This window comes from Rickettsia amblyommatis (assembly GCF_002078335.1).
Classification (GTDB): domain Bacteria; phylum Pseudomonadota; class Alphaproteobacteria; order Rickettsiales; family Rickettsiaceae; genus Rickettsia; species Rickettsia rickettsii.
On the sequence record NZ_CP015012.1, the window covers coordinates 546,148 to 564,989 of the forward strand.

Consider the following 18,842-nt stretch of genomic DNA (forward strand, 5'->3'; position numbering starts at 1 on the left):
GAAGAGTAGCTATATACGAAGCTCAACTTGGAAAAGAGCAAGGAGCCTGTAAGCCGAGGAGCGGAGCGTATACTTAATACGTGAGCATCCGAGGACTTACAAAGACGACACAGCAAATTTTTCAAGTTGAACGAGTATAACTATGCTACTAATTTTTCACGCAACACTTCAACTAACTTATTAATTGCTTCGGTTGGGTGGATGTTTTCAAGGATAGCAAGCTCGCCTGCAAGTCTATTTAAAGCTGACTCGTAGAGCGTTCTTTCACTGTAAGAACGATCATTATCAACATTTTTATGTAAGTCCCGTAATACTTCGGCTATGGCTACAATATTACCTGAGTTAATTTTACCTTCATATTCTTGGGCTCTTCTACTCCACATTCTATTTCCTTGTTTTGGTTTACCTTGAAGAGTTGAATATATGACATCTAAATCTTTCCTGCTTGCAACCGCTCTAAGACCAACAACCGCAGCTCTACTAACAGGCACTTTTAATGTCATTTTATCCTGCGAAAAGGAAATTACATATACTTTAATTTCAGTACCTGCAATAGTATGATATTCTATATTTGTTATTTCACCAACTCCATGTGCAGGATAGACAATTCTCTGCCCTATTTTAAACTCGGATTTTTGTTCGGATTGTGTTGTATTTGCCATTATTAATTCCTCCGTAGTGGTTTTAGTGCCTAAGAACTTAATGTTAGACTATTATTTTCTATAGCATAGCACATTTTGCTTTTATTATAAAGTAGAGATTTTTATTGAAATAAAATTGATACGATCTTATTGTAGATAATATTAAAGTTAAAGGAATAAATATGCGAAGTATTTTTATTGTATTAATATTTTTATTATTTTTGAGTAGCTGTTCAGAAGAAACAGCACAAGATAAGAACCATGAGGAAAAACAAATAATAGAGCACGAAACTCTACAAAATAACGAAACTTCTAAAGAAACGAATCAGGAAGCTGTAAATTCTGAAAATACGACTGAATCAATAGTGCCTGCTAATGATAATAATCAGACTGATGAAGTATCAACGCCGGCTTCACAAGAACAAAAAAATCCTGCAATAAAACCTGTTAAAGTCACTTTTAAAGTTGATGATAATGATATGGTTCTCGGTAACAAAAAATCAAATGTTATAGTAGTCGAGTATTTTTCTCCTACCTGTCCGCATTGTGCTTATTATCATCAAACAATTTTTCCGGAACTTAAGAAAAAATATATTGATACTAACAAAATTGCATATGTGGTTCGTGAATTTATTGCTACTAAACAAGATTTAGATGCTGCAATTTTAGCTCGCTGCAAGGGGGATATAAATAGTTTTACACAACTTCATAATATCATATTAATACAACAAGATAAGTGGGCATATAGCAATAAATACAGAGAATTATTAACTGATATAGGACAACTTGGCGGTATTTCTCCGGAAGAATATAAACAATGTTTAAATAATGATAAAATTACTGAAATACTAATTGCTAATACCAATTTTGTAGCAAAAGCACCCAAATTTATAGGTACTCCTTCTTTCTTCGTTAACGGAGTACAAACAGGAAGTTATAGCATAGATACTATTTCCACAGCAGTTGATAAAGCTTTAGAGGAGCAGAAAGAAAAAGCAAAAAATGAAATGAGCTTGTAATTTAGATCGTCATTGCGAGCAGTCGTAGACTGTGCGGCAATCTCGTTAAATATCCTGGGATTACTTCGTCGACGCCTATGGCGTCTTCTCGCAATGACGGAGATAAACTAATGAATACGGAAAAACTAAAAGATATCAAAGCAAGAATTAAAGATTTAAAAACTCCTAAGTTTTCTAATCCTAAAATTCGGCAAGAAATTAGCCCGTTCACTATCGCTGTAGATTTAGTTTCAGGTACAATGGTAGGTGTCGTAATTGGAATATTTATGGATAAATTTTTTAATTCTAAACCTTTATTTCTTATTATATTTACAATAATAGGAATGATTGCCGGCTTTAACATTATAAGGCAAAAAGTAAATAATAAAAAGTAAGGAAATGACTCATAGCCCTTTAGCACAATTTGATATCAAAAAATTAATAGACATCAAAATGTTCGGTTTTGACGTCAGCTTTACTAATTCGAGTATCTATATGTTACTTGCTAGCATCTTAGCTCTAACTTATTTTTACTTAGCTTTTTATAACCGGAAATTAGTACCTTCTAGATTACAAGTGAGTGCTGAAATAGTTTATAATCTTGTAGCTGATATGTTAAATCAGAATATAGGAGTAAAAGGACGTAAATTTATTCCGTTAGTTTTTAGTTTATTTATTTTCATTTTATTCTGTAATTTACTTGGTATGACACCTTATAGTTTTAATGCTACTAGTCATATTATCGTTACTTTTACCTTGGCAATTCTAGTATTTTTAACGGTAACTATAGTCGGTTTTGTAAAACACGGCTTACGTTTTTTAACCCTTTTTTTACCGCACGGTACTCCTTTATGGTTAGCACCGTTGATGATAGTAATTGAACTATTTACATATTTAGCAAGACCGGTTAGTTTATCATTGCGACTTGCCGCTAATATGATGGCGGGACATGTTTTATTAAAAGTAATAGCCGGTTTTACCGTTTCATTAATGATTTACTTGAAATTTCTGCCAATCCCTCTTATGGTGGTACTAATTGGGTTTGAAATTTTTGTTGCAATACTTCAAGCTTATATTTTTACTATTTTATCTTGTATGTATCTTAATGATGCTATTAATGTATAATAGGCTTTTTGCACAACTTGCTTATAAAGGTAATTTGTACGTCAATCCGATGCTCGAATCCTCACGTACTTTTTTGTACGCTGCGGTTCTGTGCTTCGTGTTTCCTGCAAATTCCTCTTTATTAGCTTCGTTGTACAAAAAGCCTATTATACAGATAATTAGATAAAGTTTTTTGATTAATTAAAAGTGAGGTTTTTTATGGATATGGTTTCTTTAAAATTTATTGGTATAGGACTTATGGCTATCGGCATGTACGGTGCAGCTTTAGGCGTTAGTAATATATTTAGCTCTCTACTTAGTGCAATAGCGCGAAACCCTTCGGCTACAGAAAACTTACAAAGAATGGCTCTGATCGGTGCAGGTCTTGCTGAAGCAATGGGACTTTTTTCCTTTGTAATTGCTATGTTACTTATTTTTTCTTAAAATTCATTTTTAAATAAGATGCCTCAATTTGATATTGCTACCTATTATTCACAAATTTTTTGGCTTATCGTTACTTTCAGCTTATTGTATATCTTTGTTTATAAATTTATAACTCCAAAAGCTGAAGAGATTTTTAATAATAGACAAACAAATATTCAAGATAATATTGCGCAAGCCGATACATTGACTATAGAAGTAGAAAAGCTAAATAAATATTATAACGAGGAAATAGACAAAACAAATATTGAAATAGATAGGCTAAAAAAAGAAAAAATAGACTCTTTAGAATTAGAATTTTTAATTAAAAAAAAGAATCTAGAGCAAGATTTAAAAAACTCTATAAATCAAAACATTGAAGATATAAATTTAGCTGCTAAGCAATTTAGAACTAATAAAAGCGCAGCAATCATAAAGCTTGCCGTTAATATTATTGAAAAAATAGCCGGCACTAAAGCAGATATGAATTTACTACAAAATATAAAAGTAAAATAATGAATTTCCTAGATGAGAGCTTCTGGCTTGCCGTTAGTTTTGTAATTTTTGTATATTTAGTTTATAGACCGGCAAAAAAAGCTATTTTAAATTCTTTAGATGCTAAGATTTTAGAAGTCCAAGAAAAAGTTCTAAAAGCTGAAAAGTTAAAAGAAGATGCTGCTTTGCTCTTTAAACACACCAACGCAAAAATAAAGAAATTAGAAACTTTACGCTCTCAAATGATAGAAGAAAGTAATGAAGTTACCAAGAAAATCATTCAAGAAAAAACTAAAGAAATTGAAGAATTTTTAGAGCATAAAAAATCTGATGTTATACAGTTAATGCAAAACCAAAAATCAACCGCAAGTAAAGAGCTACAAGATGAATTTTGTGATGAAGTGGTAAAACTTGTATCCGAATATTTTCAATTAGTTAAGCTTTCAGAAAGCAACATTGCTAAAAATTTAATGGATAAATCTGATTTTCCTCAGGATGAGGGTAAAGCTACATAGATAGCCACACTAACCACTAGCTAGCAATTTATTTAAAATTGCTTCATCATTAACACATACCTGTAATACGAGCCATCAATAAAATATTCAGGATGTTCGTTTGTTATCTTATTTGTTAATTCAGGATAGGTTCTACTAACAAATTCTTTTACACAAGTGAAGTTTTTACTAGAGCTGTTAATTGCTCCTAAGCAAATCGCTTCAAAACATAGCATTTTAGCTATTTCTATATTTTTAAGGTCAGATAAAACTCCTAGTTGTTTTGCTAAATATCTATCGCCTAAATAGCCTTTTATCCCCCAATTTCCTAAGATTGAGAACTTACTATTTATTCCACTTATCTTTAGCAGCATTAATATATATTTTATTTAAAACATTCTTTTGTATTTTTTGTTTAATTTCTAATGTAACTTCCTCAAAATCGTCTCTTTGTAATATAAACTCCCTAGTTTCATTATTTTTTATAAATTCTGGTGCAATTTTTTGAGATAAGTTTTTAGCCTTGTAGTGACCTAAACCTAAAGTTTGTACGTACATTAAATAAGATTGTTTATAGAACTCTATAGCTTCGTATGTATTATCTAATTTTCATAAATCACTCTGATATTATTAATTTTACGATTCTTCAAATTTACATAATATATATTCATTATAATAACCCATTTTTTGATATAAATTTGCCTTTCTACATTTATCAATTTCAATATCATCATTTAATATTTTTACTACATGGGGATAAAATATTTTAGAATTTTCCCAGTCTTCACTTGGAACATCTGTTAATATTGGAAATAAATTATCTAAGATTTCTGCTAATCTTGTATAAATCTCTTTTTCATCTATCGCATGTTCTTTATATTTATTTATATATTGCTTTGTTATAAATTGCATTAATCTATGTAATTGTAAGCCGGCTTGTCCATTTTGGTATGTTAGATTCATTATCGATAATGCTTCTAACCTTTTTATAGGTTCTTGTAGCTTTTCTTTATCTATTAAAAATAATTCTTTGAAAATCTCTATACTGATAAAATCAGGGTCTACATCTGCAGAATATTGTAATATCTGCCAAGCTAAAGGTGATTTTTCTAATAATTGTAGTAATAAAACGGTTTCTATATGATCTGATCATCTTTGCTATTTTTAAAGTAATTAACGTAATCATTTACTTTAAGTAATTTATTTGCTTTTAAATATGCTACTGCTTTAGATAGCCTATAAGGTGATGCAGCATCGTTACTACCAAAGTCTTCTACTAATTTATCAATATCTTTCTTGTTTAATCTATTTTTTAGAGAATTCTTTAAATATAATATCGCTTCTTTTTTACTAAAAAACTCTAATATAATATTTTCTATATCATCACTTAAATTATTATTTTTAGTAGTAATTATCACTTGTGCCTTATCATTAAGTATAATAATTATACTTTAAGATAAGGCTCTATATCTTTATGATCTTCAACATTATCAAAAATAAATAATATAGCTGAATTTAAATTAGCAATCCTCTCATGGACTAATCTTATTATGTTTTCTTCCTTTTCATCTATTACGTAAATAGTAAATTCTTTAGCAAGTTGTCTATATGCTTCAAGGACTTTGTCTGCAGAATCTGCGTTAATAAAACGTACTATTTTCTTTTTCGCTTGTGTTTGTCTATCTCCATATTTTATAGCTAGAGTGGTTTTACCGGCTTCAGCGAAAGCACTAACTGTTACAAATCGTTTTTCGTTTAAAGTTTCTTCTATTTGTTGTAATATTTCATTACGGACAATCAGATTATAAGTTGATAAAGGGAGTAAATTGCTAATTATATTTTCTATAACTTTAATTGATTCATTAAGAGTATAAGCATTGTAGTCTTCTAATACTTTCTTTGCTTCCCTACTTACTTCAATTAACCTTAAAATTTGCTCTCTTAAGTCATCTACTTTAACTTTAGGTAAGTTTGTAAATATATAATATTTGCCATATTGAGGTTTTATTTCATATAGTTCTTTTATTAAATTTGGTATTTCTTTTTTATCTATAACTCAATTTGCTCAACTGTGCTAGATACCAATCGCTACTGCCATTATTATTTGTATTTGCTATATCTACAGACAAATTTACTTCTTTTATACGATAATGACCTTTGTAAGAAAGTTCAAATTTTCCCTCAGGGGTTATGATCTCTTTTGATGAGCAACCTTGCGCGGCATTATTTTCTAAATGCTTATAAACCTCTAAAAATTATCCGGTTGCAATATTCGCTTATAAGCTGATCGATTACCTCTAAGAAGCTTCCAAATGTTGTTGCAGTAGCATTTTTATATATTAGATTGCTTGCTAAAGGTATAAATATCAAGTGCCTTATTTATTAGCGTATTATCTTTAGGATTATATTCTATGCGAGACCAATCTAGTACTTCCTCATACTTTATAGGTTTACCGGTTTTTGGATCAAAAGCATCTAGCATTGGATCAAGTAAATAACCGGATAATGGTAATACGCCTTCTAACAAGGGAGCATAGTTTTTAATTAGCGGTGTTTTATTTAATATATTTATTATCTTACCTGTATGCTTTGGAGTAATTTTAGGAAATAATCTATATGCTTTATTAATATGCGGATTGCAGACATTTACAAAATTCGGAGCTGATAAATAAGTTTGTTATATTTAAATTTTTTACGTCAAAGGTAGTTTCATGGCTATACATCTGCGGCTGAAGATTTTCTGTAGCTAAACCCGGGCTATCGAATGTGATTGCCTTTGCTTTTGGATAATGAAAATCTCTATGAGCAAAATATAAACTAAGCTCTGCGAGCCATACACCTAAAGGATGACCTGTGAAAGATAAATTATAATTATTCTCTTCAGCATATTTGGTAATCTCCTTTGTAGCTTCATATGCGGCCGCTTGCTGTGGCCACTATCTGCCCACCTAAAATACTTTTAAAATGAGCTTTTAAACGGTGAATTTTTGAGCAAATCTAATTTTTCAAATGTAGTACCTCGATAGGTAAGTACCATTTGTTTTACTTTTTCATTTACATATGCTACTGCGTAATATCTACCTATTTCAGGCTTGTTAAATATTTTAAATACTTTCCAGTCTTTTAATTGTTCATTTCGGGTTTTGACCTTTTCATTATTTTCTTTTTCTACAGCAAACTCTACAATATCATTTTCCGTAGAATCCATATAAGCATGTAAACTAAATAAACCATGGACAAAGTCGGTAGGGTGGTTCTTATAGTTGTGATTATTTAAGATAATTTTACTTTCAATCTTTTGTACAAGCTCACTAGAAGCATTAGGCATCTTGCCCCAGCTTACATTACCGATAAAATTATTATTTTGGATTTTAGCGGCTATTTCCTCTAGTTGCGGAAGCGTTAAATGTAGATTGCTAAAATCTAAATGAACAAATGAAGGGACATGCTTTTCTAGACACACTATAATTGTTTGATAGTCACTTATAGTTTGAGAATAGTTAACTAGATTTTTTGAAGAAAACACACCTGCTTTCATAAATATACTTCATAAAATTTTATTAGTTGTATTTTATTAGTTGTATTGTATAATTCTAATTGAACTGTGTTTTTCAACCGAATTTTTTGAAGCATTATAAATTAAAAGTTATTATTTTAAAATTAGATTATTTAAGATTTTATATTATAGGAAAATATAGAATGGTGACCCCTACGGGACTCGAACCCGTGTTCCCACCGTGAAAGGGTGGTGTCCTAACCGCTAGACGAAGGGGCCTTAATTTTAAAGTAAGCAATATAGACTAGTCATACCGTGGCTATGACCACGGCATGACAGTAAGTTAGAAGTTTTATACAACACCTTTGCAAATATTGCAAGTATAAAAATTATAGGTTTACCTTAAGCTTAACACTACCTTGATGACTTCTATAATGTTTATTTAGATAATAACTATAATCCAACGAAATAGTAGTATTTTTGATACTGCCTATAACACCCGTTCCTAAATTATAGGATGTTTTCGGTTGCTTCGGTATTAGATAATCATGTTTGAATGTATTATCAAATATTTTAACAACTCTATTTATTCTTTGGGTTTTCTCTTTAAAATTATGTTCTACCACTCCTTGGAATGTTAGACCTAAATTATTAAATTTTAGAGCATCTTTTAAAGGTACTGTGACTTTAGTACCGACAATTCCGGCAAATATATTATTCTCTTTCATTGTAAGAGCTATTTCTTGTACGTTAATACTGGTTTCATTATATACCCCGTCTCGTGACTTCCCGTATCTTAAGCCGATATTCGGGGTAATAACGAGCTTGCTCTGCAAAAGATAATTATAATTCAGTAATGCTTCCGCATTATAACTATGATTACGATGTTTTACATTACTTCTAATTTTAGTATTACCATATGAATAAGTTGTTTTATCTTTAATAAAGTTTTTAGAAGCAGATACTAAAGCTTGTAGTGCAAAATTCTTCGGTAATTCTTTTTGTCCGTAAATAGAAACCACATGACTATTAATAAGTTCTTTATCATTATTTTTACTATTTTTAAATTTAAATACTGAATGAACATTACTATAAGCTATACCTACGATATTATTGTCGATTTCAGCATCGAACCCGATAGTAGCACCTTTGTTAGTACCTCTATAACCGGTCATATTGTCAACGCGTCCATGATTATTAGTGCCGTACATACCACGCATCCACAAACCTCTTTTTATATGAGACTCTTCTTCATCACCAGCTCCTACTGCTACCATATTATTAGACATATTCATAGATGCATCTAATCTGTTACGAATCATATTATTTACAATAGTATTAACAACTTTCGCTTGATTTAAAGTAGGAGCGTTTTCTGAAATTTGCGTTTGCATTTCTTTTTTTGCTTCCTGTTCAAGAGGAACAGCCGTATCAACTTCCGTTATTTTAAGATTATCCCCATCGGAATTGGATAATTGCCCTATTGTTTCTTCTTCCTCTTCAAACCCTGAATCATAACTTTCTTCCTCTTCGCTACCATCGCCTAATGCTAAACATTCCTTTTCTCTATCGTCACTTAATGCTAATGCACACTCATTACTTGATGCAAGTGCAGGTAATGAAGATAATTGTCTACTTACTTCTGTGTCTTCTTGTTCTTCATCTCCTGCAGGTAAGGTAGATTCTGATTTACCATCCGACACTAACATGTCTTGTAACAATAACTGAGCAAGAATACCTGTAGCTTCTTCGCCTGTATACTTCTCTAGAAGTAATGAAGAAATTTTTTCATCATGTTCTTGCAATTGTGCATTTATTGCTAAAAGCATTTTTTCATCTAATTCCTCTACATCCTGTATACGATTACTTATATAAGCCATTGCTTCTTTAATATGATTAAGTTCCTCACTTCTAGAACTTAAGCCAGGCAATTCTTCTATTTTTTGTATTTTATTGCTTAATACTCTTATATAGGTATCTACATAATCTTTATCAATTTTTATAGTTAGAGTATCTACCGGAGTTACAACACCACGACTACTCAAATCATCACCATTAGATAAGCTGTTTATACTACCAACTGAAGATGCACATGAAAATACCGGCTTACTCTCAGTTACCTTAGGTTTAGATTCAGTATCTAGATGCTTTATCTCCTCTTCTAACCAAATCTTTTCTTTCGATATCTCAGATACTTCGAGCCTTAACTTCTTAAATTTTTGATCATCGTGATTTAAAGTATCTAACTCCAATTCCTTAGCTTTATAATCATTGGCTATTTTTTCATGTTTAGATTTTAATTCCCCTAATTTCATAACATTAGAATTGTTTAAATCCTCTAAGCCACTAACCGAAGGTGAACGAGATAGATTTGATTCTGCATCACTAAGTAAACTGCTTATGTCACCAATTGAATAGGAACGTGATATTGATACATCTGTGCTTGGATACTCTTCATTTAAAGAAAATACTGCTTCTGTGGCTTTCCTTTTTTCTTTTAATTGTGATTCTTTTGAAGGTAAGTCTAGTGCTTCTATAGCTAACCGCTTAAATTCTAGGTTTTCTGGATCTTGATATTGATTCAATTTGGCAATAGCTTGCTGTTCCTTAACTATTCTAGCGTCCTCTACTTTTAATAGTTTATCTTCTAAATCCAAATAATCTAATTTCTTGTCAAGCTTGGCACTTCTGAGTAATGATATAGGTAATTTTTGTTTACTAGTATTCTTGTAACTTATAGATGGCTTAGGTTGCTCTGTTTTATATATTGTTTTTGATGCTAAATTCTCATAACTAACCGACTCATGTATAGTAGATAAATTAGATAATGGCTGTGTACCTTTTTTAATAGTACTATCAACCAAATTTAGTCTACCTTGTGATCTATCAAGTAAAGCTTCAGCTTCTTTTAGTATCTCAGGGGGTGCAGTATTATATGTTGAAGCATCTACATCTGTAAGTTCTCTTACTTTTGATGCTTCTAGTTGTTTAAGTTTGTTTAATAAATAACCGCGTGTATTTATATCATGAACTTTATCAACCCTTAATACTACTTCTTGATATTGATCATTATCTAAATAAGGTAAAGATTTGGTTATTGTTGGATCTATTGATTCCTTAGATACTCCTGAAGAGCTTATGGAATCTATAGCATTTATTATAATATTTTTATGATCTTCTCGAAATTGTTGAGCTTGCGGAGAGTGATATAGTGACCCTACATTTATAGGTGGGGTTACAGCTAAATTTTTTGGTAAGCTATTCATATTAGCAGTCGGCATAGAATGGCTATTTCCCCAATTTGGATTAAATCCAACATCTGCATCTGTTTCTATATTATTAAAGTATTTATCTGCTCTGCTTTTAATAGCATCCAATTTTTTTTCTGCTTTTGCATTATATGCTTTTGTATCATCCGGTTTGCGTATTAATACCTGCTGTAATTCTTGAGAGATTTTAATTACTTCTTGGTAATCATTTTCTATTTTCTTTAAAGCTAATTTATTTTTTTGTGAAAGACTGGTTGTTTGCAGTATTTCGGCTCTCTTTGCATCTAAAAGGCTTATAAGCTGAGTTGCCTTTTTTGTGAATCCACTTAAACTAGGCTCCTTATGATCCTCATCTCCCCAAGCGTGGCCAAATCCTCCCTCTTGATCTACTGTTCTTTGCTTTGAGGTTTCTTCATCTCTTTTCCTTTTTCTGTTCTCTGCATCATTTGTTTGCAAAATTGATCTTACTTTTGACACAATTCTCTTTTTTATATTACCTTGTTTTTTCTTACTAGAAACTGAATAGGTACTTTCTTCAGTTAAAGTTTCGTGAGGTGCATTTGTATTCATTCTTTGGTTATACGCTGCATCCCAACTCGCTGATAGTTGATCGCAATCATAGGCTGACGACAAATTTTGACTTTCCACACTCCTAAAGCCTGAATCAAGACGTTCTTCTTGTGAATGTAAATCTAGCCCTAGATCATTCTGCACACCTAAAGTTTCGGTACGCATTTTTTCTGATTGCAGTTGTTGTATCTCCGGAATACTTCCACTTACATTATTTTTCCTCGATGAGTCACTTTTAGCAACCGTTGTATTTTGTGTTGGCGTTATTAAACCAAGAGTTTCTATAGTTAACGTATCAGGTTGTTTTAGATTCTGAACGAACGTGTCACCAGCTAAATCTAAATATTCTAATTCTCTTTTGTCAAGTTTTGGACTTGAAGAATATGGTGCAAGATTTTTCCAATTTTTGTCAGATCTCAAGCTTTCATCTGTAGTTGTTGTTTGTAACAATGCTGATTTTGCTTCAAAATTTGATGATATTACACTTTTAGCTGAAGACGAGCGTGATAATACTGGAGTACCGCTTTTCCTTAAATTCTCTTCATAAGACTGATATATTTCCGCTGGCTCATATACTTTTTGAGTTTCCGGAACTCTAGCTTGCTGAATTTCATATAATTTCGAGAACAAACCGTCATATGCCTTTATATTGGCAAGATGTGCAATCTCACCTAATTTTTGATTAAATTGATCCGCACTTAACTTGCTCATTTCTGTCGCTAAACTATCTATTACACCATCTATTTGAGCTTGATTTGATTGATTTGGCTGTATGCTATTCAAATAATTAATGTATTGTGAAGCCTTAGCCTCGTAAATATCTTGTGAATGACTTGGAAGCTGTCCATATACTTTTGAACGATTTTCTTGTATTTGCTGCTGCAGCATACCTAACACCAGATTACCTTCTAATGAACTATCCACATTAGCAGCTTGCGTATACGGCATATTTCCCCAACCTGAATAAAATCCGACATCTTCATCTGTTTCTTTACCTAAAGTGCCGCTTGATAAGCTCCCCAAGTCTGAATCCATACTTTTAGGGCCCTCTATTTCTTGACTCGGCAACATTACTGTATAAGGTTGCTGCTGAACTTTTATTGGCACTAAGTACCCCTCTTCATCCTCTGGTTGTTCACCTAAAATTCTCTGAACCCCATGACTTAATTGTTCAGAATAACCATTCACTTTACCTTGCATGGCTCGTAATGCCGTTCTACTTGTTTCTTCTTTCGCACTAGCAGCTACTTCTTTAGCTTTATCTGCTGCCGTTTTTATAGCTTTTTCTTGTTTCTTTATTTCTGATAACTGCTTTTGTGCTTCTTGTTTTGTCTTTTCTCTTTCTGTTCTTTTCTTATCCTCTGCTTGTCGCTGCTTTTTTGTTTTTTTTGCAGCAATATGTTGTTGATTTTGTACTAATACACCTTGCTTAGCCTCATTAATTCTTGCTTGCTGTGCTTGAAACGCACTAACTTTGGTTGACGTCGTTGTAACCGGAACTGTTTCCTGCGATTTTATCGAAACTGTATTTGCTGGAATATCTATTTTTTCTATTTTCTGAAATAATCTATCTGCTTCATTGTTTTTACTTATTAACTCTTTTTCAAGTTTCTTTATTTTATCTTTATTTTTACCTATTTTGATTTTTGTTTCTATCTTTTCAGCTCTTGACTTGAGTGCTTCTGTTGTTTTTTGTGCTGAAGTTAGCTGCGTATGCAACTTCTGCAATGGTTTTTTATTTTTTTTATCTGTGGTATTATTAATAGCCTGTGTTACTTCAGTTAACTTGATTCCTATCATCTCATTAACTCGTGATATATTACTTACCACTCCTGCTGCAATTTCAGTACTGCTTTTTTTTATAGGCAACGGTACAAATGTCGGCTCCGAAGGAACTTCTAGTTTAACCTGTGAGCTAGATTGCACTATCTGTTGTTGCGGGTCGCTACTGCTAAACGATAATCTTCGTGCTGCCTTTGAGTTTGGTGGTGTATTAGCTCCTAAACTATCACTTGGTTTAGAATCTGGAGTAGGCTGATACGGGGTCGCCGGTGTTGATGATGGAGTACCAGGTGCCGTAGTATAATGTTCAGGTGATGTCAGGGTAGTATTTGGTGTATTAGGTGCAGTGACAAAACTATTTGAAGCTGGGCTAACAGTAGGCGAAGACGCTGTTATTATAATCTCTGGTTTTTGAGGCATTTGTTCTATCGGTTCAGGAGTATAAGTATTGTGACTTTGTTCTGTTTTTTCAGTGCCTACAAATGTTTTGTGTCTATTAATTGGTCGTACTTTTCTTGCTTTCCCGACATCAGCCTTACTATGTGCTACCACTTTATAATGATCCTCTACAGAAACATCTTTTAATGGATTAGATGTCGTAGGTTTGTTAGATGTTTTCATTTCTCTTATTTCAGATGGAGTATATGTGTTTATTTCCGGTTCCGGTACAATTACTGTGCCTATCTGCTTAGGGGTCTTTGTTGTATCTTTGTGTCCGTTTAATTGTGACAAGTTATTCAACAATTTATTACTGAGGTCGACACTAAATGCTTCTTTACTCATCGCCATACCCTCAAAAGGTATTGCAATTATTGCTCCTACTGAAATAGAGGCAAGCAGAGAATATTTTAAAAATCTTGATTTTTTTAGTAAATGTTTTTCTGTTAACTTATTCATTACAAATATCTCAATTTAAATTAAAATTAAAATTATATACATAAGCATTAGACATTATAATAAATAAGTTAATAAAGAGCAATATATAAGTTAATTTATCTTAACTTATAATTACAAGAAAATTTTCTAATTATTGAAAATATAACAGATATGACGTATAGACGAAAGGTTTAAACAGGCAAATAATGCAGGATATGAGGCAAAGCGGTATATCACACGTGCTTTGTGTTTCAGGATTGCATCTATCTTTAGTCGTGATGATTATTTTCCTTACTACAAGGTTTTTATTAAATCTTTCAAATTATTTGACATATAATTTCAATATAAAATTAATCTCTGCTTATTGTTCGCTAATAGGAAGCTTTGGTTATTTAGAACTAAGCGGTATGCAAATAGCAGCGACTAGAGCTTTTATTACTGCTGCAATTTTTATTTACGGTATTATTTATCGGACGCTCTTGCTTTCCCCTTCGTTCACTTACAATTGCGACTTTTATAATATTATCGTTAAATCCCGAATATATTTTTCATCTAAGTTTCCAATTATCTTTTATCGCCGTATTATCGCTTGTTGCCGGTTATGAATTTTACTTAAAGAATTCATGGTTACTTGGAGAAAAGAAAGGCATTTTTGGAGCAGTAAAATTTTATACAGCCTCAAATATTTATTCAAGCTTCTTAGCAAGCATCATAACGGCACCTGTAGTAATTAATCAATTCTTTAATATTTGCTACTTACTCAGTACCAGTAACCTCATTGTCGTTCCGATAATGTCATTTTTTCTTATGCCGCTTGCTTTGTTATCTCTGCCTTTTCCATGATCGGGTTTGATAACTATATCCTAAAGCTTATGGGATTCTTTATTGATATAATAATACAATCAGCCGCCTATTTTAATAGTTTACCGGCTGCTGTATGGTATTTCGGTTATATTACCAATTTCAGCATATTACTCTTTTTATTCGGCTTTTTTGGATTTGTATATGGAAAACTGCTTGGCGTTTGCTTGGTCTTACAATCATGGCAATATCTTTTATATTTCCAAAGCCGGAATTAATATTTGATGCAAATCATATGGCGGTAGGCGTTAAAGATAGAGAAAATAAACTAGTAATACATGCTGATAAAATACCTGCTTTCAATAGAACTTACTGGGCTAATTGGTTTGGACAAAAAGATAGTATGGTGTTACCTTTAGAGAATAATATTTTTTAACCAACTACGGACAAAAAATTGTCATTAATAAAGATAATCATTGTGAGAAAGCCGAAATTCATATTAATCTCAATTATAAATCTCAATGCCGCGGGAGCTTAATAACGATTAATAAAGATTTTTTTAAAAAAAGCCCTATTATACTTATCTTTTGCAATAAAAAGGAATATACGATAAAATCTTAATACCGGACTGTTTTTGTTCTATGTCATTCCCGCTTGGCATTGTTGCGTGGATAGGTTTATCCGTCATTGCGAGGCAAAACTGTAAGTTTTGACGAAGCAATCCAGTAAAAAATGCTAGTTTTTAACATTTTTTTATTATTTTTCTGGATTGTCACGCTCCTTACAGTCGCTTGCAATGACGACTCAGTATCCACACAACAATGCCAAGCGGGAATGACATAAACGAGCCATATAACAAGGTCCAGCTTTTAGCTAGGATGACATCAAAGTCTTTTTAAAAACTATCCGATACTTTAGGTAAAATCGAATAATGCAAGTTACACACAAAATACTCAAAATCCCCTCAAAAGGATATAGAAAAATCTTGAGTCTCTTAAATGAAAAAGGACAAGCAAGACTTATAGGCGGTTGCGTACGTGATGCGTTACTAGATCTCTTGCATAACAAAGCTAATAAAGAGGAATTTGAAGGAGACACGGAACGCAGAATCGCAGTGTACATAAACGTACGTGAGGATTCGAGTACCGAATCGACGTACAAATTACCTTTAGAAGTAAGTTATCCAAGAGATCGACTTGAGAAAGGTAGCTACGATATAGATATAGCTACTACTTTGATACCTAGTGAAGTAACAAATATTTTATCTGGGGCTAAAATCAAAACTATTCCGACCGGTTTAAAATTCGGCACGATTACGGCTACTTTAAATAATGAAAAATTTGAGATCACAACTCTTAGGAAAGATATTGAATGTAACGGCAGATATGCCAAAGTAATATTCACCAACGATTTTGCCGAAGATGCCGCAAGACGAGATTTTACTATTAATGCTTTAAGCTATTGTCCCTTTAAGAACGAGATATATGATTATTTTGAAGGGTTTAAGGATTTGCAGCAGGAAAAGGTTGTATTTATAGGGGAAGCTCTAGATAGAATTAAAGAAGATTATTTGCGAATTCTACGCTTTTTTCGGTTTTCTAGCTATTATGCGAATCAGCTTGATGATGGCAGCTTTAAAGCATGTAAAGCTTTAAAAGACGGCTTAAAAACTTTATCACGAGAGCGAATTAAAAGCGAAATGGATAAAATTATTGTTTCAAAAAGAGCAGCACAAATTTTAAAAGCTATGTTTGAAATAGGAATATTAGAACTAATATTCTCTATCCAAAATTATGAAATAAAATTTTTTGAGCAGGCAAATGATTTTAAATTAGAATTAGTTACTCGATATGCACTCTTATTATATTGTCAAAAAGATTTAAATTTAAAGGTCTTTCTAGATTGGAAATTCTCAAAACATGAAGCAATGCAAATATTATCAATAACGAATTTTCTGAATGACGCTAAATTTAACATGAAAAAAATTTGGTTTGAAAAAAAGAATTATAAGGAATATTTATTAGCAGCTAGCATAATCGGTAAATTAAATCATTCACCAGTAAAGGAATTTATCCTTAAATATGATGCGTTATTACGTCCTAAATTCCAAGTAAACGGTAATGATTTGTTAAATATGAATGTAGAAAAAAAAGAGATAGGAGCAAAACTAGAATATCTAAAAAATTTTTGGATAGAGCAGGATTTTAAACCTAGTAAATTAGAGTTGTTGGAGAAATTATGAGAGCTAGTATGTTAAACCGTCATTGCGAGGAAAAATTGAAAATTTTGACGAAGCAATCTCGTGCCAAAATCCTGAGATTGCCACGCTCCTTACAGTCGCTAGCAATGACAATTTGGTATCAACGCAAGCAAGCCTTCGCAGGGATGACATACCTAGCATTACTGTTCCTTACATTCCTCAGCCTTACTAGCTATGCTAAGCCTAAGATAGTTGTAAGTATTACGCCAATCGGTAGTATTGTTTCGATGCTTGTTAAGGATAAAGCGGATATCGAGAGCTTAGCTATTAGTAGTGACTGTCCACATCATTATAATTTAAAACCTAGTGATTTAGTAAAAGTCAAAAATTCCGATATAGCAATTTATATTAATGAACAACTTGACGGTTTTGCCGAGAAATTAATTGATAATCATAGCAAAAACATTATAAAAATCAGTGATATTAAATCTTTAACCACTATAAAAGATAATTGGCATATTTGGCTTGATCTTAATAATGCTGTGATTTTACTACAGGAATTTGCACGAATATTTAGTGAAAATTTTCCTGAGCTACAAGAAGATATTAATAATAACCTTTCAACAGCACTTAAAGAATTAAATAAGCTACAAGAGATTAAAAATAATGAGCTTGCAACGATAAAAGACGTAATTTTATTAAGTGACAGTAGCGAGTATTTTTTTCTTAATACTAATATTAAAACTGTAAAATTATATAGCGAAAGTCAAAAAAGCCTCCGATATATAAGCAAGCTAGAAGATTTAATTAAAGAGTCTAATAACAAATGTCTTGTTTTAAGTAATGAACAAAATTCACAATTATACGACAAATTAAACGCTAAAATAATAATATTAAATAGCGAAAACTGGAATGTGCAGAATATAGGTTCCAACACTTTTCAGAATCAATATTTACAAATGATTTATCAAGTTAAAAAATGCATACACTAAATAGCAAAGAAGAGACAAAGAAGCTTGCAAAGCTTTTAGCACAAAGCTTAAAACCAAATGATGTAGTTTTACTTAACGGTGACCTTGGAGCAGGTAAAACATTTTTTTGTCGTGAAATTATTAAATATTTTTGCGGTGAAAATACAAGCATTATAAGTCCGACTTTTAACTTACTGCAAACGTATCAAGCATCTAACTTCACTATATATCACTATGACCTGTATCGTCTTAAATCACCTGAAGAAATTTATGAACTTGGATTTGAAGAGGCATTAAACGGCAATTTAATTTTAATAGAATGGTCTGAAATTATTAAACATTTACTTACTCCGCCTTTAACCGAAGTAAATCTAGAAGTATTAGATAATAATAAACGTTTATGTAGTATAATAACAAATCATAAAGAAAATTCACAAGAATCTTCCCTTATTGATTTTTTACAAAATTCTCCGCTATTCGATACAAAACTTGATATTCAAAGAGATAAAAACCCTACTAGAAAAGTTAAGTTATAATTATGAACTATTTAATTTTTCTTTTAAATAATTTATAAACTTCTCCATCATTTCTTTTTCCTATAAGAAAGATATTAAATATCTTATTTAAAAAATCCTTACTCTCTTCCTCTGATAAAAAACCGCTTTTACTCGCATTTTTTGCTTACTACTTAATACTTTTCATATTGTTACTTTATTTAGTTTGTA

18 protein-coding genes, 1 tRNA gene and 4 pseudogenes are annotated in these 18,842 nt (G+C 31.7%); 13 read left to right on the plus strand and 10 right to left on the minus strand.

Annotated elements, in window-relative coordinates; all coding sequences use genetic code 11:
* Positions 1 to 27: 27 nt before the first annotated feature.
* A pseudogene (locus A3305_RS08830) lies at positions 28 to 130 on the plus strand (palindromic element RPE5 domain-containing protein).
* Between the two features lie 10 nt (positions 131 to 140).
* On the opposite strand, the gene A3305_RS03125 reads toward A3305_RS08830, so the two are convergent.
* Complete coding sequence (locus A3305_RS03125) at positions 141 to 662, minus strand: CarD family transcriptional regulator (protein WP_010976718.1); 522 nt, start codon at positions 660 to 662, stop codon at positions 141 to 143.
* Positions 663 to 823: 161 nt separating this feature from the next.
* On the opposite strand from A3305_RS03125, the gene A3305_RS03130 reads away from it, so the two are divergent.
* The 3 genes from A3305_RS03130 (at position 824) to A3305_RS03140 (ending at position 2,764) form a co-directional block, all read left to right on the plus strand.
* Entirely contained in the window at positions 824 to 1,660 is an 837-nt protein-coding gene (locus A3305_RS03130) for a DsbA family protein (RefSeq protein WP_014391723.1), read from the plus strand.
* A gap of 110 nt (positions 1,661 to 1,770) precedes the next feature.
* Entirely contained in the window at positions 1,771 to 2,034 is a 264-nt protein-coding gene (locus A3305_RS03135) for an AtpZ/AtpI family protein (RefSeq protein ID WP_014391724.1), read from the plus strand.
* Positions 2,035 to 2,038: 4 nt separating this feature from the next.
* A complete protein-coding gene (locus A3305_RS03140) occupies positions 2,039 to 2,764 on the plus strand; it encodes a F0F1 ATP synthase subunit A (RefSeq protein ID WP_014391725.1) in 726 nt (241 codons plus the stop codon).
* Between the two features lie 24 nt (positions 2,765 to 2,788).
* On the opposite strand, the pseudogene A3305_RS03145 reads toward A3305_RS03140, so the two are convergent.
* A pseudogene (locus A3305_RS03145) lies at positions 2,789 to 2,941 on the minus strand (palindromic element RPE1 domain-containing protein); the annotation flags it as partial.
* Between the two features lie 21 nt (positions 2,942 to 2,962).
* On the opposite strand from A3305_RS03145, the gene A3305_RS03150 reads away from it, so the two are divergent.
* Genes A3305_RS03150 through A3305_RS03160 form a run of 3 tightly spaced genes read left to right on the plus strand, consistent with a single transcriptional unit; the run spans position 2,963 to position 4,173 of the window.
* Entirely contained in the window at positions 2,963 to 3,187 is a 225-nt protein-coding gene (locus tag A3305_RS03150) for a F0F1 ATP synthase subunit C (RefSeq protein WP_014391726.1), read from the plus strand.
* An 18-nt stretch (positions 3,188 to 3,205) separates the two neighbouring features.
* A complete protein-coding gene (locus A3305_RS03155) occupies positions 3,206 to 3,679 on the plus strand; it encodes a F0F1 ATP synthase subunit B' (protein WP_014391727.1) in 474 nt (157 codons plus the stop codon).
* Positions 3,679 to 4,173, plus strand: a complete 495-nt coding sequence (locus A3305_RS03160; protein WP_014391728.1) for a F0F1 ATP synthase subunit B — start codon at positions 3,679 to 3,681, stop codon at positions 4,171 to 4,173. Before A3305_RS03155 ends, A3305_RS03160 begins: the two co-directional genes overlap by 1 nt.
* A 32-nt stretch (positions 4,174 to 4,205) precedes the next feature.
* Here A3305_RS03160 and A3305_RS10295 read toward each other — a convergent pair whose 3' ends face one another.
* From A3305_RS10295 to A3305_RS03210, 8 genes and pseudogenes are all read right to left on the minus strand, one after another.
* Complete coding sequence (locus tag A3305_RS10295; protein WP_226983986.1) at positions 4,206 to 4,526, minus strand: hypothetical protein; 321 nt, start codon at positions 4,524 to 4,526, stop codon at positions 4,206 to 4,208.
* Positions 4,498 to 4,710: a hypothetical protein gene (locus tag A3305_RS10300; RefSeq protein ID WP_041860475.1), complete on the minus strand. Its 213-nt coding sequence runs from the start codon at positions 4,708 to 4,710 to the stop codon at positions 4,498 to 4,500. The genes A3305_RS10295 and A3305_RS10300 overlap by 29 nt, the downstream gene beginning before the upstream one ends.
* Positions 4,711 to 4,791: 81 nt before the next feature.
* Positions 4,792 to 4,872, minus strand: a pseudogene (locus A3305_RS10305) (tetratricopeptide repeat protein); the annotation flags it as partial.
* 416 nt (positions 4,873 to 5,288) lie between these two features.
* Entirely contained in the window at positions 5,289 to 5,570 is a 282-nt protein-coding gene (locus A3305_RS10310) for a hypothetical protein (RefSeq protein WP_014391729.1), read from the minus strand.
* Positions 5,571 to 6,484: 914 nt separating this feature from the next.
* Positions 6,485 to 6,679, minus strand: coding sequence for a hypothetical protein (locus A3305_RS10315; protein WP_014391730.1), 195 nt, complete (start codon positions 6,677 to 6,679; stop codon positions 6,485 to 6,487).
* Positions 6,680 to 7,111: 432 nt separating this feature from the next.
* Positions 7,112 to 7,690 carry a hypothetical protein gene (locus tag A3305_RS10325; RefSeq protein ID WP_014391731.1) on the minus strand — a complete coding sequence of 193 codons (579 nt, stop codon included), beginning with the start codon at positions 7,688 to 7,690 and terminating at the stop codon, positions 7,112 to 7,114.
* A 162-nt stretch (positions 7,691 to 7,852) separates the two neighbouring features.
* Positions 7,853 to 7,927, minus strand: a tRNA-Glu gene (locus A3305_RS03205).
* 110 nt (positions 7,928 to 8,037) lie between these two features.
* Positions 8,038 to 14,166, minus strand: coding sequence for an autotransporter domain-containing protein (locus A3305_RS03210; RefSeq protein WP_045799375.1), 6,129 nt, complete (start codon positions 14,164 to 14,166; stop codon positions 8,038 to 8,040).
* A gap of 194 nt (positions 14,167 to 14,360) precedes the next feature.
* Between A3305_RS03210 and A3305_RS11785 the strand changes: the two are divergent.
* The 6 genes and pseudogenes from A3305_RS11785 to tsaE all read left to right on the plus strand — a co-directional run.
* Positions 14,361 to 14,525: pseudogene (locus A3305_RS11785) on the plus strand (ComEC/Rec2 family competence protein); the annotation flags it as partial.
* An 88-nt stretch (positions 14,526 to 14,613) separates the two neighbouring features.
* Positions 14,614 to 14,988, plus strand: coding sequence for a ComEC/Rec2 family competence protein (locus tag A3305_RS11790; protein WP_264357850.1), 375 nt, complete (start codon positions 14,614 to 14,616; stop codon positions 14,986 to 14,988).
* 199 nt (positions 14,989 to 15,187) lie between these two features.
* A complete protein-coding gene (locus A3305_RS03220) occupies positions 15,188 to 15,382 on the plus strand; it encodes a hypothetical protein (protein ID WP_014391734.1) in 195 nt (64 codons plus the stop codon).
* 495 nt (positions 15,383 to 15,877) lie between these two features.
* Positions 15,878 to 17,188: a palindromic element RPE1 domain-containing protein gene (locus A3305_RS03225; RefSeq protein WP_014391735.1), complete on the plus strand. Its 1,311-nt coding sequence runs from the start codon at positions 15,878 to 15,880 to the stop codon at positions 17,186 to 17,188.
* The gene (locus A3305_RS03230; RefSeq protein WP_014391736.1) at positions 17,185 to 18,138 is read left to right on the plus strand and encodes a metal ABC transporter solute-binding protein, Zn/Mn family; all 954 of its coding nucleotides are present in this window, start codon (positions 17,185 to 17,187) and stop codon (positions 18,136 to 18,138) included. The genes A3305_RS03225 and A3305_RS03230 overlap by 4 nt, the downstream gene beginning before the upstream one ends.
* Positions 18,126 to 18,653 carry a tRNA (adenosine(37)-N6)-threonylcarbamoyltransferase complex ATPase subunit type 1 TsaE gene (gene tsaE, locus A3305_RS03235; protein WP_014391737.1) on the plus strand — a complete coding sequence of 176 codons (528 nt, stop codon included), beginning with the start codon at positions 18,126 to 18,128 and terminating at the stop codon, positions 18,651 to 18,653. Before A3305_RS03230 ends, tsaE begins: the two co-directional genes overlap by 13 nt.
* Positions 18,654 to 18,842: the final 189 nt, after the last annotated feature.